Origin of the sequence: Nitrobacter sp. 62-23, from assembly GCF_001897285.1 — a bacterium.
In the GTDB taxonomy this organism is placed as follows: domain Bacteria; phylum Pseudomonadota; class Alphaproteobacteria; order Rhizobiales; family Xanthobacteraceae; genus Nitrobacter.
Genome location: NZ_MKSM01000112.1, coordinates 45331 through 60855, shown reverse-complemented (window position 1 = coordinate 60855; position 15525 = coordinate 45331). Strand labels below are relative to the sequence as shown.

18 protein-coding genes are annotated in these 15525 nt (G+C 58.3%); 4 read left to right on the top strand and 14 right to left on the bottom strand.

Features of this window, described 5'->3' with window-relative positions; all coding sequences use genetic code 11:
• The 7 genes from BGO16_RS12635 to BGO16_RS12605 all read right to left on the bottom strand — a co-directional run.
• Positions 1–245 (bottom strand): efflux RND transporter permease subunit (locus BGO16_RS12635; RefSeq protein ID WP_292619078.1); only part of this gene is annotated, 245 nt, incomplete at its 3' end.
• The gene (locus BGO16_RS12630; RefSeq protein WP_043855037.1) at positions 242–1627 is read right to left on the bottom strand and encodes an efflux RND transporter periplasmic adaptor subunit; all 1386 of its coding nucleotides are present in this window, start codon (positions 1625–1627) and stop codon (positions 242–244) included. The genes BGO16_RS12635 and BGO16_RS12630, both read right to left, overlap by 4 nt.
• A gap of 409 nt (positions 1628–2036) precedes the next feature.
• Positions 2037–2306, bottom strand: coding sequence for a hypothetical protein (locus tag BGO16_RS12625; protein WP_043855036.1), 270 nt, complete (start codon positions 2304–2306; stop codon positions 2037–2039).
• A 653-nt stretch (positions 2307–2959) separates the two neighbouring features.
• The gene (locus BGO16_RS12620) at positions 2960–3601 is read right to left on the bottom strand and encodes a DUF1109 domain-containing protein (protein ID WP_043855035.1); all 642 of its coding nucleotides are present in this window, start codon (positions 3599–3601) and stop codon (positions 2960–2962) included.
• Positions 3598–4152, bottom strand: a complete 555-nt coding sequence (locus tag BGO16_RS12615) for a sigma-70 family RNA polymerase sigma factor (RefSeq protein WP_043855034.1) — start codon at positions 4150–4152, stop codon at positions 3598–3600. The genes BGO16_RS12620 and BGO16_RS12615 overlap by 4 nt, the downstream gene beginning before the upstream one ends.
• A 1026-nt stretch (positions 4153–5178) precedes the next feature.
• Positions 5179–6462 carry a porin gene (locus tag BGO16_RS12610; RefSeq protein WP_292619077.1) on the bottom strand — a complete coding sequence of 428 codons (1284 nt, stop codon included), beginning with the start codon at positions 6460–6462 and terminating at the stop codon, positions 5179–5181.
• 48 nt (positions 6463–6510) lie between these two features.
• Positions 6511–6912 carry an SPW repeat protein gene (locus tag BGO16_RS12605; protein ID WP_043855032.1) on the bottom strand — a complete coding sequence of 134 codons (402 nt, stop codon included), beginning with the start codon at positions 6910–6912 and terminating at the stop codon, positions 6511–6513.
• 532 nt (positions 6913–7444) lie between these two features.
• Here BGO16_RS12605 and BGO16_RS12600 point away from each other — a divergent pair.
• The 4 genes from BGO16_RS12600 to BGO16_RS12585 all read left to right on the top strand — a co-directional run bounded on the left by BGO16_RS12600 (position 7445) and on the right by BGO16_RS12585 (position 9778).
• Positions 7445–8095 carry a methyltransferase gene (locus BGO16_RS12600; RefSeq protein ID WP_011505149.1) on the top strand — a complete coding sequence of 217 codons (651 nt, stop codon included), beginning with the start codon at positions 7445–7447 and terminating at the stop codon, positions 8093–8095.
• 109 nt (positions 8096–8204) lie between these two features.
• Positions 8205–8555, top strand: coding sequence for a transposase (locus BGO16_RS12595; RefSeq protein ID WP_043855031.1), 351 nt, complete (start codon positions 8205–8207; stop codon positions 8553–8555).
• Complete coding sequence (locus tag BGO16_RS12590) at positions 8504–9346, top strand: IS3 family transposase (protein ID WP_152648147.1); 843 nt, start codon at positions 8504–8506, stop codon at positions 9344–9346. Before BGO16_RS12595 ends, BGO16_RS12590 begins: the two co-directional genes overlap by 52 nt.
• A 129-nt stretch (positions 9347–9475) precedes the next feature.
• Positions 9476–9778, top strand: a complete 303-nt coding sequence (locus tag BGO16_RS12585) for a hypothetical protein (RefSeq protein ID WP_200894372.1) — start codon at positions 9476–9478, stop codon at positions 9776–9778.
• A gap of 226 nt (positions 9779–10004) precedes the next feature.
• Here BGO16_RS12585 and BGO16_RS12580 read toward each other — a convergent pair whose 3' ends face one another.
• From BGO16_RS12580 to BGO16_RS12550, 7 genes are all read right to left on the bottom strand, one after another.
• A complete protein-coding gene (locus BGO16_RS12580) occupies positions 10005–11312 on the bottom strand; it encodes an OpgC domain-containing protein (RefSeq protein ID WP_200894371.1) in 1308 nt (435 codons plus the stop codon).
• 780 nt (positions 11313–12092) lie between these two features.
• Positions 12093–12377, bottom strand: a complete 285-nt coding sequence (gene merP, locus BGO16_RS12575; protein WP_043855045.1) for a mercury resistance system periplasmic binding protein MerP — start codon at positions 12375–12377, stop codon at positions 12093–12095.
• 11 nt (positions 12378–12388) lie between these two features.
• Positions 12389–12766 carry a mercuric transporter MerT family protein gene (locus tag BGO16_RS12570; protein ID WP_080890820.1) on the bottom strand — a complete coding sequence of 126 codons (378 nt, stop codon included), beginning with the start codon at positions 12764–12766 and terminating at the stop codon, positions 12389–12391.
• 12 nt (positions 12767–12778) lie between these two features.
• Positions 12779–13474 carry a cytochrome c biogenesis protein CcdA gene (locus tag BGO16_RS12565; RefSeq protein WP_292619073.1) on the bottom strand — a complete coding sequence of 232 codons (696 nt, stop codon included), beginning with the start codon at positions 13472–13474 and terminating at the stop codon, positions 12779–12781.
• Positions 13474–13734, bottom strand: coding sequence for a thioredoxin family protein (locus BGO16_RS12560; RefSeq protein WP_043854958.1), 261 nt, complete (start codon positions 13732–13734; stop codon positions 13474–13476). Before BGO16_RS12560 ends, BGO16_RS12565 begins: the two co-directional genes overlap by 1 nt.
• Before the next feature lie 3 nt (positions 13735–13737).
• The gene (locus tag BGO16_RS12555) at positions 13738–14157 is read right to left on the bottom strand and encodes a heavy metal-responsive transcriptional regulator (protein WP_043854959.1); all 420 of its coding nucleotides are present in this window, start codon (positions 14155–14157) and stop codon (positions 13738–13740) included.
• A gap of 117 nt (positions 14158–14274) precedes the next feature.
• On the bottom strand, positions 14275–15525 hold the full coding sequence (locus BGO16_RS12550; protein WP_292619072.1) for an MFS transporter: 1251 nt from the start codon (positions 15523–15525) through the stop codon (positions 14275–14277).

Genomic DNA, 15525 nt, shown 5'->3' with positions numbered 1-15525 from the left:
ACCACCTTCGATTTCGGCACCGTCAGCATCGCCGTGGTCAACGGATAGGTCACTTGATCTTCGACGACCTGCGGCGCTTGCCCGGGATATTCGGTGTAGACGATCACCTGCACGTCGGAGAGGTCGGGGATGGCATCGAGCGGCAGGGTGCGCAGCGCATAGATGCCCGCCGCGATCGCGAACACTGTCCCGATCAGGACGAGCATCAGATTTCGCGCCGACCAGGCGATCAGGCGGGCGATCATTTCGATTTCTCTCCGTCTGTAAATGCCTGCAAGGCCGATTTCAGGTTGCTTTCGGCATCGATCAGGAAGTTGGCGGCAACGACAACGCGATCGCCTTCGCCGACGCCTTCGCGGATCTCAGTGTAGTCCTCGCCGTGCGTGCCGACCTTGACTTCACGCGGCTCGAAACGGCCTTCGCCTTTGTCGATGAAAACGATCTGCCGGGCTCCGGTATCGATCACCGCGCCGTTGGGTACCGCGACGACGGGCTTTTCCGCACCCGACGCGATTTCAACGTCGGCGAACATGTCGGGAAGAAGCACGTCGTCCGGATTGGGTAGTTCGATACGTACCTTGGTGGTGCGCGTCTCGGTGTTGACCTGGGGATAGATCAAGGCGACTGATCCCTTGAACTCCCGACCCGGCAGGCTCCGGACCCTGATCGTCGCAGCCGCGCCGATCTTTACGGCATCGATATCCTGTTCGGCGACGTCGGCGATGATCCAGATTACAGACGTGTCAGCCAACCGAAACAACACGTCGCCGGGCATCGCCCGCATGCCCTCGACGGCCGTTCGCTCCAGAATCACGCCGTCGCGCGGAGCCGTCCAGGTAATGGTCAGCGGGACCGTTTTGGTGCGATCGATCTCGGCGATTACGTCGGCGGGCACGGCCAGGTTTTCGAGTCGCCGCCGCGCGCCCTCGATCAGTTGCTTGCGTCCCGCGAGATTGGCAGTTCCAGCGCTGTCCCCGACGATGGAGAGATATTGGGCGCCGGCGGATGCCACATCCGGGGAATAAAGCTTCAGAAGGGGCTGTCCCTTGGTGACATGATCGCCTGTCGTGACGTTCTCGACGCTTTCGATGAATGACTGGGCTCGCAGCGAGATTACCGCCACGCGCCGCTCATCGAGCTTGATCGTTCCGGGCGCGCGGATGGGCCGCGTCACGGTGCGCAGAGCGGCGGGCTCGGAGCGCACGCCGGTGCGCTGCAATTTGCCTGGTGAAATCTGGATTGTGGAGGCGTCGTTCTGGCCTTCATAGACGGGGATGTAGTCCATCCCCATCGAGTCCTTCTTCGGAACGGGAGAGGTGTCAGGGAGACCCATCGGATTGCGATAGAAGAGAATACGCTTGGCCCCGGAGTTTGCGTCCTGGGTCGGCGTTGCAGCTTCGACGGGCTTGGCGGGCTGGGATCCGAGGAGGGCTGCGACACGAAGCGGGACCCAGCCAGGCAACGTTTGGTTAGAGTGGCCGAGTCGATAGCCAACTCCCAGCATTGCGACGAGTGCGCTTGTAGCAAACGCAACGAGCACGATCCGTTTCGCGGTCGATCTTCCGGTTTGGGCGCGGGGCCTCACGTATCCATCCTCGAATGGACGGTGTTCGGTCAACTTATCCATCAGTAGTGTACCCCTTGCACTGCTGCGGAATGCCGCAACTGAACCTGATTGCGTCTTTCCGGCAGAAACGATGTCAGCCCGGGAAGCGATCGCAAGCGGGTCGCCCGTTTCTGGCGATCCCTCCGTACCCGACCGCAAGCGGGTCGCCCGTTTCTGGCGATCCCTCCGTACCCGACCGAGCCGTGCTCGGCCGGGCACATCAGTCCACCGGTCGAAGATCGTACAAACGAACCACCGATTAGATCGCACCGGACACCGGACCGGTTACAGGCTCACGGCGATGTGAAAGACCCACTTGAATGGTCATTCGATGCCCCGAAAGCCGATTGATGCCGAGGCCGAACGATTCATGGACGCCTTTCCGAATGCAAAGTTCATCGATTGGCATGATGATCGGACGGCGGCTGTTTCAGCCGTGACGGTCTTTTTGCTTCGGTGCATCTTGCTTGTCGTGACGCTCGTTGCTGGCCTTCATCATTTGATTGCAGCTTTCCATCATCTGCTGCATTTGGCTCATCATGCCCATCATTCCCTGCATGCCTTGTGAGCCGTTGCCCATCATGGGTTGATTGGTTTCCGTCGGCGTCTTCGGTGGCGTGGACGTTTCGTCCGCCTGGACGGCGGCGGAAGCCGCTAACGACGCAATCAATGCGAGCGGGATGAGAGTGGTGATCTTCATTTTGTTGCCTTTCTAAAGAATGGCGCGCGTCGGTGGTGAACGCGGGCTGCGGTGCGGTTTGGAGTAGATTGCGACGCTTCGCGTCGCTCGCATCCCGAGGCATTGTTGCCACGAGAACATAGGTGCAGGGCGCACATGGCCAGACAGGGGAGGACTGGCAGGAGGAATGGCAGGGCACCTGATACCACGAGCCACCGCCAGTTGAACGCGATTCCGGCAAGCAACGCCGATGCAGCCAAGACCAGCCACAGCGTACGGCTGCGAGAATCAAACGTGCCAAGCATTCGGCGTTGGACGTCCAACGTTGGCATTAACATGGTCACCGTCGCGTCTTCCCGATCGTTCATGCACTATGCACCCACGTCTTGGCGCTCACCCTGGAAAGCGAGCGTCATCTGTTAGTTCGGGAAAAGGGTGCGTCCGGTTACAAGCTCACGATCTCGTGAGATCAGGCAGCCGACAGGAGTCCATCGGCATCAACGAACCCGAGGTCAGGTATCGTCTTCGCACTTACGTCCGCCGATGGCACGGCTTCCCGTCTCGAGATGAAGCCGATCTGGAATCCAAACACGCAGCCGATCTTGTCGAGGGTTCCGCGGGTCGGATTCGCGCCGCCTTCGGGAGTTCCGCGACCTGACGGATGGTCCGTCGATTTACCAACGCAGCAATTTGGGCCCGAGCACGGCGCCGGTGACCGTACATAAAACGATTGTGCCACCATACCAGAGCGCAATGAAGGGAAGCAGGTCATCCATGCAATGCAAAGCGTAGGCGGTTGCGCTGACGCCGCCCGCGACGAGTCCTGCAAGCGCGCCGGTGCGGACCAGGTCCGTAGGCGCGGCGCGGCGAACCGCCGACATGATGGCGGCGAACGGCACGACCGCGACCGTCGGGATGGCGATCAGACACTCAAGCCAATAGCTGCCGAATACCATGGTCTCCCAGTGCGACCGCGGTGCCGTGGCCAGACTGATCGCCGCGATGATCATGGCCGCGAGAAACGGCAGGACGGTGAGGGCGAACCGGACCCGGAATTCGCCGCCGGGACGGATGTACTTGACCAGGTAATGCGAGGCCAAAATCACGACCGACAAACTGAAGGCCAGTTTTGCGACCAGGAAGACTTGGGCGTGCATCTCGTTGAGGTCGGTGCGAACGCCGAGGACAAAAACCACCGCCAGCAGGGATGCCGCGGCGCCAACCAAGATTGCAATCCGGACGTTCCGGACAACTTCCCGCGTATCGACCGGGTCGACCTGCGAACTGAGCATGGAAATCAATTCATTGGTTTTCACGCTTTGGTCTCCCGTGCAATCAATGCGGTGAGGATCTTCAGCCCTCGGTGAATGTTGACCTTGACGGCGGATGGCGACATCCCGCTACGATCGGCGGCCTCGGCCACGCTCAGGCCGTCGAGCTTCACGTATTGGAGCGAAAGTCTCATTCGTTCCGGTAACCTCTCAAAGAGCTTGGCGAGATCGAGTTGGCTTTCAGCGGCGGCGTTGTCGTCGGATGCCAGGATGTATTCGGCGTTTTCCAATGGCACGTCCGCCGTCGTGGTCCTGGTGCGCCGCAAATGGTCGATCAGCTTGTAGCGGGCAATGGCGTACACCCACGGCGTCAGCGGCTGCTCCGGATCGTAGGTGTGACGTTGCGTGTGGATGACGATCAAGGCTTCCTGCACGAGGTCTTCAGTTTCCTCGGCCGGGCGTCCGGATCGCAAAAGTCTGCTCTTGTAGTAGCTCCGCAGATGTCCGCTCAAAGCCGTCAGCAGCGATCGATGCGCGATGGAGTCGCCTTGGAGGCTCGCCGTCATGAGCGCTTTGAGGTCGGACTCCTTCGTCATTTCTCCCTCTTTGAATTCGAATGAAGAATGCCCACGGTTACACTCTCACGAGATCGTGAGGCCCGCGCGGCGCGAAAGCCATGCTCAATCGCGAAGTGGGGGTCGGATGGAAATGCGTCCATTGATCAAACCGTTCGGACTTCAAAAACTCTGCTGGGAGTATAGCTTGCATCTGACTGCGCGCGGGTTGCGGATTCGCAATGTCTCGGGCCGTCAGATGAACCGTTAGCGACCTACGTTAACACCATCTTCCATCTCACAGGCCAAGTCAGGCGACTACGTGGCGCCCGACCGACTTCGGCACCGAGCGAAAGCTGCTGATCCGGCGTCAGTCGGGACGGCGGGTTGAATGCAGGTGTGGATGCGAAGTCGGCCGGAAATGATACCGTTCCGTCCGATCTCCCAACCTCTTTCCTTTCCCGCAACTTCCGTCTGCGCGGCGAGGAATTCAACCGCGCTCACATAGTCGTGACCTGTAACCGGCGCAGCTTCGTTTCCGAATTCATTCATGTGCGGTCCATTCAGGATCGGACGGCTGAGGAATCGTGGGAGGTAAAAATGTGCAGATCAAGCCTGATTGCATTGTTGTCGTTGTTATTGGTCGCTTCAGCATCGCCAAGCTTTGCGCGCGCGACCGGGACCGAGGCACGCTTGGGTCCTCAGAGGACCTCGACCGCGGAGCAGATGGCACCTGTGATGCCCCGCACCGATCGGGCCGCTGCTCCACGTCCGCGCCCGAAAACTTGCAACTATCGCGGAGGACCCAAAACGGGTATCTGGTCGTGCGAATAATTTTCCCGGCCTCACAAGGGCAAGGCCACCCGCAGCACGGGGCGGGCTGCCTGACTGCTCCGCGAAGTGCAATCGATCGGTCCGATCCCGATAAAGAGACCTACGTCTTTTTTGAGAACGTGCGGCAGCGCCGCGCAGGGGATCAAACCAATGCGATGGGATCATCGCATCGGGTCTTAACGATCGAGTACCCGATTCAACACCCACTGTTTCGCGCAACCACTCGTGGCGTAATCATCTGATTTTGATCGGGATGATGATGTCGCCGCCGAACGTAAATTGCGAACGCTTCGTTCCGGCGCCGAATGGCGTCGTTCCGTTCAACGAAGTATCGTAACGAACTTCGGGCCTGACAACCAGGCCGTCGAATTCTTTGGGTACCGGGGGCCTGATCGCAAGTCCGACCGTCAGGGCGCCGTAGGTGGTCGCGCCGCCGCCGATCGCCGTACCCAACGGATTGCCATGCTCGACCCTGACAAAGTCTAGGTTGCCGGGGAATGCGGCAACGAAGAAACCACTGTTGTCGCGCCAGACTTCTCCGCGTCCGGTGATCTTGAGCCAATCGTTGAGGGCATAGGTGACGTATTGCGCGACGCCGCTTCCGACCGCGTTGAAGCCGTCCTCACGAATATAGTTCAGGTCGGTGGTGAGCGTGAGCTTGTCGGTTGCCTTCCAGACGATCGTCACATCGTTGAGATAACGCAGAGCCCTATTCGGATTGACACCCGCAAGCACGGCCGACGAGACATTGGGATTTTCCGGGCCGATGTGGGTCGTCGCCAGCACGGTCAGCGCGCCGTCCATCAAATTGAGTCCGATCCCACCGTGGAACGCCGCAGCCGTGTTGTTGTCGCCGCCATTGAAGCGGTCGAACCTGTTGCCGAAGGTTGTATTCACACCGGTGTCGATGCCAGCATAAACATCGAGGAGGTGCGTTAGATGGGTGGTCGTCATGATCCCGGTGTGCTTGAACGGAATGCCGAAATTGAAGATGTAGGAGTGCGAGTAGAGCGCATTGTCCGGCGCGTAAATAACTTCGGCGCCTTCCAGGGTTACGTATTGTCCGACCTTCACATCCACGCCACCCGACGTGAGCCACGGCAAATGAAACAGAGCGTGGGCCTCGACGATGTCAAACTGATTGCGGCCGCTGATCGATTGATCGAACTCACCCAGAAAATGCGTGTACCGGGCATCCGAGCCGTACATCGCCTGGAACTTGAATCCGAAATCGTATCCGCTCGCTTTGGGATCGAGCGGACGCTGAACCGTCAGCAGCGCCTGGTTCATCAACAGGGAATTGGCCTTATCGGTGAAGAGGTGGCCAAAATTAATGCCGCCGGAAGGCCCCTCATTGAAGGTGATCCCCGCTTGCACATGGCCGGTTATGGTGACGGTATCCCACCAGGACGGCAACGCGGGTACGGAAGTGCGCGCCTTCGTCGTCAAATCTGCACCCGCCGCGCCGCCGACCGAAAACACCAAAACGACCAGTCCGAGCAGTACACCCTTCCGCATTGTAGGCTCCCCCGCGCGACTACTTGCAATTTCGTCCTGTCTTGGAATTCAACAAAGCTTATCACGCTCCTTTTCCGCGGGGCGGTGATGGATCACCCAGAGCTCGACCGCGCCAATGGCTGCGACGACGATCCCCACCACGAGATGCACCTGCATCGCCATGGTATCGTCGTTGAAGTTGAGGACCCACGGGCATATTGCCAACCACGATCCGATCGTCAGATTGATCCATTCTTCCGATTCGAAAAACGCCGGAATTGAAACGGTGTCAAAAAGGTCGGCAATCGAAAAGATTGCGACGACGCCAATGGCGGCGCCGGCCATCCATGATGTGTGCCATCCGAGTTGCGATTTGAATCCGAGTAACCACGGCGACAAGATCAGAAAGCCGCCCAATGCGAGATTGATGAAATCGACGAAAGCTTCGGTTTTCCGGTTTCGCTGGAACATGGCGACCTCGCTTCGTGAAGGCCACACCACACTATTGTAACGACAGTATAGTCTCGTTCGACGGAAATGTGCCAGCGGTTTCCGCTTGGGAGCCCAGAGGACAACGCCATAGCATGCTCCATGGCCTAATCGTTCGCGGGGCTGGAGAGGCCGGCATGAGCCAAGCCGGCGCGGGGCGTTCCTGCGATGACGGGTTTGAAGCCGATGTTCAAAGAATCCGACGACGGCCTGTAACCATGCGTTCGCTCTGTTCGAACTAACTTAATAACAGGCGCGCGAGGAGCGATCGAGGTTCGCGAAAAGACGGGCCGCGAGCGGTGAGGACGCATAGCTTTGTCGTTTCGGGCGGGAGCCGAGAAAAGAAACGATATGCACTGCTTCTATTGTTCCGACTCATTGATTAAAACGCGGGGTCGGGCATCGCGTTGAGGCCATCGGATGGCCGTCCATAAACGCGGCGATTGCAGAGACAAACGCGCGCGTCAGGAGACGGGGCGTTTTGGCCGATCAAGAATCGGTACGAGGCAGATAAATGAACGAAAATATACTCTGGGGAGGAGCCACGATTTCAATCGTTGTCGTATCGTGGTGTTTCTACCGCCTTGTCGTGCCGAAGGGCTGGCGGGAGTGGACTCGCGCTGGAATCGTGCAGGCATTCGTCATCGCATTTTATGCCGAGATGTATGGATTTCCCCTCACGATTTACCTATTAGCCCGAGTCTTCAATCTGGACGTCGCGGGAAATCTTTGGGATGGCAATCTCTGGGTTTATCTGACGGGCAGTTGGTGGGTAATGCCAGCTTCCATGGCTCTCGGTTACACTGTTGTCTTTTTTGGAGCCGCTCTGATCATCGCCGGCTGGCGTGAAGTGTATCGAGCGAGAGCGAGAGGGCGGCTCGCCAGGGGTGGCCCTTACAGCTTGATGCGCCATCCACAATACGCTGGCATCTTTCTGGCGCTGTTTGGCGAAAGTGTTGTGCATTGGCCAACGCTATTCTCACTGACGGCCTTCCCTATCATCGTCGGCGCGTACTGGCTCCTGGCCAGAATGGAGGAGAAGCAGATGATCCAACAGTACGGTGATAAATATCGGAGCTACCAAAGACGGGTGCCGATGTTCTGGCCGGATCACCGCGGTTGGCGCGTAGCCTTTAGAAACTACTCGTTTCGACGGATGCTTTGAAGGCGGCAAAGGACCGCTCAATCTGACCAGTGTTTGGAGTGGGCCCCTGGTGCCGGACAGGTAAGCAGAGTTGAATTGACTGGGTGGCCGGGCTTTTGGAGAAAAGCCCATGCCGAGACACCGATCCCACAGCGTTGAGTTTAAGCGCCAGGTCGCCCAGGAATTTCTGAGTGGCGAGACGCTTCACGGCCTGGCCAAGCGCCACGACCTTTCGCGTAACCTGATCCGTATCTGGGTCGAAAAGTACGAGGCCGGCGCGCTGGGCGACGACGCGCGCGCTGCGGATCTGGTCCAGGAATATGAAGCGCGCATCGCCGCGCTCGAGCGGTTGGTCGGCCGTCAGGCGCTCGAACTGGAGTTTTTAAAAGGGGCTCTGAAAAACGTACCCCGGCAGAGAAGCGCGACTACATCCGTGATCACCGGCCCCGCGGCCTGTCCATCGCTGAAGGATGCCGGCTGATGGGCATCGCGCGATCAACCTATTATGATGCGCCTGCGGCGCGCACTGGCGATGTCGAGCTGTTGAACGCGATTACCGCGATCTGCGACGAGTTCGAAGCCTATGGCTGGCGCCGCGTGCAGGCGGCGCTTCGCCATCGAGGCGTGATCGCCAACCACAAGCGGATCAAGCGCCTGATGCGCGAGCACGATCTTCAGCCGCGCCGCCGCAGGCGTTATATCGCCACCACCGACAGCGACCATGATCAGCCCATCTTCCCGGATCGTTCGAAGGATATCATCCTTGATGGCCCGGACCAGCTCTGGGTAGCGGACCTGACCTACGTCGCCATCATCGGCGGCTTTGCCTATGTGGCGATCATCCTCGACGCCTGGTCACGCCGCGTCGTCGGCTATGCGATCGGCAGGTCGATCGACGCGCGGCTCGCGCTCGCGGCGCTGAAGGTGGCGATCGAGCGACGGCGTCCGCGACCAGGATGCATTCATCATTCGGACCGCGGATCGCAATACGCATCTGGTATCTATCAAGCATTGCTGGCGGCCCATAACTTAGTCGGCTCGATGAGCCGGCGCGGAAACCCGTACGATAACGCCAAGGCGGAGAGCTTCATGAAGACACTCAAAGTCGAGGCGGTCTATCCGATGGCATTCGAGACCTTCGACGACATCGCCGAGCAGCTTCCCAGGTTCATCGACGACGTTTACAATCAACGCCGCCTGCATTCCGCGCTCGGCTACATCAGCCCCGTGCAGTTCGAGGAGCAACATACCCGGCCATGGTCAAATCAGTAGTCTGATTTCTGTCCGGCACCAGGGGCCCACTCCAGTTGTCGTCCAATGGAGCGTCGAGGCCGAGAACCAGCACCCTGACCTTCCAATTGTTGGAGAGATTACATTGTCCTCTTGAAAGGAGATGAAACAATGGAACTGAATAGAAATCTGACGACCCGATCTTCTGGCTCTCCGGCGGCCGGCAGAAAGCGAGGTTGGCTCAGTGGATGGAGCGGGCTTGCGGTCTGCGCGGTCGTTTTCGTCGGTGCGATCCTTGTGTTCAGTGGCGCGTTCGGCACGCAGAGCGCTGGAAAACTGCTGCCACTGCTGTTCTTGCTGCCGTGTGCAATCATGATGTTGTGCATGAAAAATATGGGTGGCAATCAGAACGACACGGGCAGTTCAAATGTCAAAACTGGTGTTCACAAAACCGATTCTGACGACAGACATTGACCCTGAGGCTCAGGAAAAACGTTGCCGGGTAAATTGTGGCTGTCGGTCCGGAGAGAAGGCGTCGTGTCTCGTGAACGCGCGATCCTAGTGTCGTTTGCGACATTACCTTTCCACCCGACCGAGTATCAATCATTGCGTAACCAACCTGCGAGAAATTGTTCGCGATTTTATCAGCGCAGAGCATTGAAGCCGCCGTTGCCGGCGATCAGTAGGATATCACGGCCAGCTATTGACACTTCAAGTGAACGTTTTTGCGACTGCCGATCCCCACGTACCCGCCGTTCTTACCTTTCGTAAGAAAAGTCGGGTCGCTCCAGGCAAGTACGGTTTTGGAGCGCACTTCAGCATCATCGCTGTCAGCGGTCTCGATCACATCGCTCCCGGAGTGCCCTAAAAATGCGAGCGATCGTGGCTTATCGAACGTCTTGGACCAAGACGCGAAGTACGCAATTGCCGTCATTATCGAAAGTCCAGCTACACTGACGAGGATTTGTGCCAACACGGTCTGCGAGCCTGACTCCAATACGAAATGGGCCAAGAATGACAGGATAATTCCTGAACAAAAGACATGGAGAGACTGTTCTCCGCATTTGATCAGAGGTTGAAGAATACTGCATTGCAAGCCGCTCCAGTTCACGGGCAGAAGCCGTGTCGCCAACAGTGCAATGAACGCAAAATGGATCACGCGGTAAGGAGCGAGGTCGGTCTTGTCATTTGGATTGAATGCGTCAAAGAGCCATTTTGGAAATTCATTCGCCAGATTCGGGATATGACCGGCCATCGTCATTGCGAATGAAAATAGCAAATAGACGACTCCAACATAAAGAAGACTTCGTGAACGAATGAGACGGCGTGATCGCTTTGCGCCGCCCACAGCAAACCATGCGCCAAGAACGAACAGCAGCTGCCACGTAAAGGGATTGAAATACCATGCTCCTTCGGGGTAGGCGGACAAATTCCAGCCGAAATGTCGCGCAGCGAGGTAGAGATACAATGATCCCAACATCGTAGCATCGGGCAACCGCAACATGAGCCATAAAATTGGCAAGATACCTGCCAAAAGGACAATGTAGAGGGGGAGAACGTCCATGTTAAGGGGCTTGAAACGGAGGAGCAAGCCCTGGGTAAGGACGTCGAAAGGGTTGCTCACCAAACCGGCAATATTGAATTCATTTATGAGCGTAGGATTATCGTAACTTTGTGCGATATGGCCGATCATGGCCGCATACAACACAAACAAGAAAATGTGAGCGACGTAAAGCTGCCAGACGCGCTTCATCAACCAGGACATTCCCGCAACAAAGCCGCGCCGCCGCATAATATTCGTGCAAACCAGCGATGTCATATATCCTGACATAAAGATGAAAAGCTCAGCCGCGTCACTGAAGCCGTAGTTTCTGATCGTGATCCACGCGACAACGTTGTTTGGAATATGATCAAGAAAGATCGCCCAGTTAGCGATGCCGCGAAACAGATCAAGACGATGATCGCGTCCGCTGATTGGAAGAGTGTTGTTTGCCGGCGTGTGTACCATTTTAACTTCCGACTGCTTGCGTGCGGTGGCCCTGTTTGCGCTCGAACGACTATTCGAAGAAGCGGAATGCATTTGGAGAACCGATGTCGGGGATCCGGGCGCGTTGTGGAGGGATCGTTTTGTAAGTAGGTCGGTGTAGCCCGAAAATTGTGTTTGGCTCGATGACGATAGCCCCGTTGTCCAGAGTGATAACCTTATGCACCCGCTGTGAAGGCTAACCCTCACGGCGATCTCGCGATGTAGTCTGTCAGCGCGGTGATTTGACAATCCCCACAAGGAAGTTCGAAGAGATCACCGTGTTGGTTACAAGTTCACGCTGATGTGAGCGGCAGGGCGACTCTCTCAGCGGAAAGTGGTGGTGATAAATTGATGTCCTGGAATTGTCTCGAATGACGGGACACTCGATCAGCGGGCGACCGATCCGCAGCATCTGGTGCCGGGGTAATGAAAAGCCGTTCGACGGCAGCAAGGAGGATGGGTGATCGTGTCGCGGTGATCTTCGCCGAGCCGGGAAAGACCGACAGGCTTATCGAGCAGCATTGCTAGACCAGATGGTGAGGTCGGGCTCCCGTCGATGCCCAGCTTTTTGTCAGGAAGGCACCGCCGTTTTGCAATCGCGCCGGATTGTTCCGCGAAATGATAGAAGAGACGTTGCGCATGACGCCGCGTCACAAGACCGATTCCGACATCAGTCAAGAGGTAGGGCTTCGTCGCGAGACGATCGTAAGCGCCCTCGAGAGGCACACATTGGCGAAAGTTGGATTATGCCGCCCCGGACGTTCAGCGTTTCGGCGCCGAAGGAAAGCCGGCGCTGGTCGTCGCATTCGTCAGATCTTTGACCTCTGCCCGCGCGTCATCGAACACAACGATCGCCGTTTTTTCCTTAAACGAAACGGTGACTTTTGAGACGCCGGAAACCTTCTCGATGGTCTTCTTGACCATGTAAGGACAGGCTTCGCAGTACATGTTGTCCACCGCCAGGGTGACGGTTTGTTGCTCCGCCATTGCCCCGCCGGAGGAAATGATAAGCAACCCGAGCGCAAGCGAAGTGGGGAACTTCGTCATTGATCTCTCCATCATGATGTCAGCACGGGCCAAAGGACGTTGAACGCGATCGCAGCGACAACCAATATCGTCGCGACGACGAGCGTGGGATTTACGAATTTACTCGCCGATCGAGTTGAGCATGCCGCATCTCTTTTTTGGTTCGATGAGCGATGCCACAGCCAGTATCCACACCCAAGACAGGCAACCGCTACGGCAATGAAATAGGGCTGATAAGGGGCGAGCCGAACCAGCGTGCCTATCCATGGAGCGCTGGCTCCCAAGGTAAAAAGAAGCAGCGGCAACATGCTGCACGACGCCGCCGCGACAGCGCCCAAGGCACCACCCGCCGCGGCGGCATTTTGTAGGCGCGTTACGTCGCGAGAACTATCGGCACCTCTGCTCGTCATAACGCCAGCCTGTCAGACCGCCAGTTCGGGAATCCAGATGTACACCGCGTTCAACATGTAGAAGCCCATCGCGATCAGGAGCACGCCACCAGCAATCTCGAAACCTCGCCGGTATCGGGCAAAGTGGCTGAGGTTTTCAAGCCAACTGACGGCGAAGGCGCCGATGGCGATGGGCACGGCGCGGCCGAGAGCGAACGCAAGAAGCAACACCACTCCAAGCCAGACCGACCCGATTCCCGCCGTGACACCGAGCAACACCACCAAGGTTGGCGTGCAGATCGGGCACACCGCGATGGCGAACGGGATTCCGAGAAGGAAAGCTCCCCACGCGGCGGCTGGGCGGCTTGCCCGAAAGCCGAACGACGGCAGCGGTATCCGAAGCCAACCAGCCCACATGAGGCCCAGGATGATCAACAACGGCCCGAGAAAAAGCCCCCAGCCTCGTCCAGCGATATCCGCGACCCATTTCCCGCCCAATCCTGCGATCAGGCCGAGAACCACATGGGTGAGAACCATGCCCAGGATGAACATGGCGCCGAACAGGAATGCCTGGTCCTTGTCCCGACCCTTGGTGACGTAGGCGAGCGAAACCGGGATCGAAGCCAAAGCAACAGGATTGAAGCTGAACACAAGCCCGGTCAGAAACGCGACGCCCGCGGCGGCGCCGCCCGCATGCTCCACTGCCAGCCGTAGCGATTCTGCATCCATCATTCGCGCCCTTTACTTCGCTCGATCAGCGCCGTGCGCAGTTGCGCTACAGTCGGCATTGACGTGAAAATGAGTTTTCCGTCGACCGCGATGGATGGGAGCGTCAGCACGCCGAGTTCGACCGCATAATCGAGTTCATCGAGAACATTCAATTCTCGCCACACCAGATTCTTCACCGCTTCCTGAGCGGTTGTCCGGAGCCTGGCGTGCGCAACGACGCATTCGGAGCAGCCGGGGGTATAGAACATCTCGACTTTCATGGATCAATGCACCGGTGTCTTGACGTTGGCTCGTTCCAGAGCGGCGATAATCGTGCACTCGTTTACTGGCTGGGTTTCGTTCGCGCAGTCGGCTATCAGTTGATCGAGCGCCTTGGACATCGCCTTCATCGCGCGAATCTTGCTTTCGATCTGCAATTTCTTTTCGACGGCTCGGGTGCGGACGTCGCCGCAACAAGCCTTGTCGCGTCCCCGCAAGACAAGGAGATCGCGTATCTCGGCAAGCGTGAAGCCGCAGTTCTGGGCATGCTTGATGAAGCGGATGCGCCGTGCCGAGTCCTTGTCGTACAGCCGATAACCAGCAGGACTTTTCCCTGCAGGTTCGACCAGGCCTTCCTGTTCGTAATAGCGCAACGTGTCGTTGCTGACGCTTGTGAGGGAAGCCAATTTGCCGATGGTGAACATGCAGTCTCTCCAGCGTGTGTTCTAGACCCCGGAGTATACTCCAGGGTCAAGCGCATCATTGGGGTGTCAGCCGCCTGCCGCGCATCGGTCTGGATATGGTATCCAGGCCAGCCTGCATCACCCTTGGATGGATATCGTTGGGCGCGCGGACGGGACCTCGGAACGGAACAACGCCAAGGACAACAAGGCGAGGGTCATCTCGACGACTGCGAACACGCCCAACGCGGCCGCGAAGCTGTAACGAAGCAGTTCGCCGAAGATGAGGCTTCCTAGTCCGAAGCCGATGAAGAGCATGAAGACGTTCAAGCCCATCGCCTGCCCGGCACGTTTGCCGCCGAGCGAGGTAACAATTCCCGCGAAAAGCGGTTGGGTCATGTCGTAGCCCAAAGACAGGACCATCGCGACGATGGGGGCGAGAACCATCGGGAAGCCGAGCATCAGTGCCGCCGCCGCAAGAGCGCTCAGCGACAGACCAATGGGTATCAGTCTGGCCCGGCCGAAGCGATCCGCCGCCCGACCGATCAGCGGCCCGAACAGGAGGCCGGGCACGCCATAACCGAGGAGCGCGAGGCCAATTCCGATGGGCCCGACGCCGTATCGTTGCTCGAAGTACACGCCAAGCCAGGTGAAGACGCCGGAATGGAATATCGAGTTGACGAGGACAAAACCATAGGTGCGCTGCCCACGCGGCGTGCCGAGTAGATCCTTGTAGCCGCGGACCAGATCCCGGAGCGTACCGGTCACCGATTGAGCCGTGGCGGCAATGACGGATCGATAGGGCAGAAGGACAAGCAGAAGCACCGCGCCGACAGCCCCGACCACGACGAACAAGCCTTGCCAGCCGACGAACGGCACAATCATCGCGCCCAGTGGCGAACCGAAGGCCATGCCGCCAGCCATCGCGCCGAACAGCCAACCGAGCGGTCGGCCCCGCTGTTCGTAGGGATACAGCCGTCCTACCAGTGCTAACGCAAGCGGAACGACGCCGCTCGCGCCGATTCCAGTCACGGTCCGCCACAGTGTGAGCTGCTCAATGGACTGCGCGGTTGCCGTCAGCATGGTGAGCGCCGAGAAAGCCATCAAGGACACGAACATCACGCGATGGATACCGAGCCGATCCGCCAGAATGCCGTACGCGAGGGTCGCGATCCCATAGGGGATCAGGTAGGCTGGCACGATGAGACCGACGGTTTGGACCGAGGTTCCGAAGGCGTTCGACAGGACGGGTATGATCGGCGCCACCATGTAGGCCTGAAAGAAGATGATGAAGGTCGCCGCGGCGAGCATCCGCAGGAGGCGCTCGCGCCGCCGACCGTCGATCGCGCCCAGCGCCATTCGCTGCACTCTCACAAGATCATCCTGTGCCAT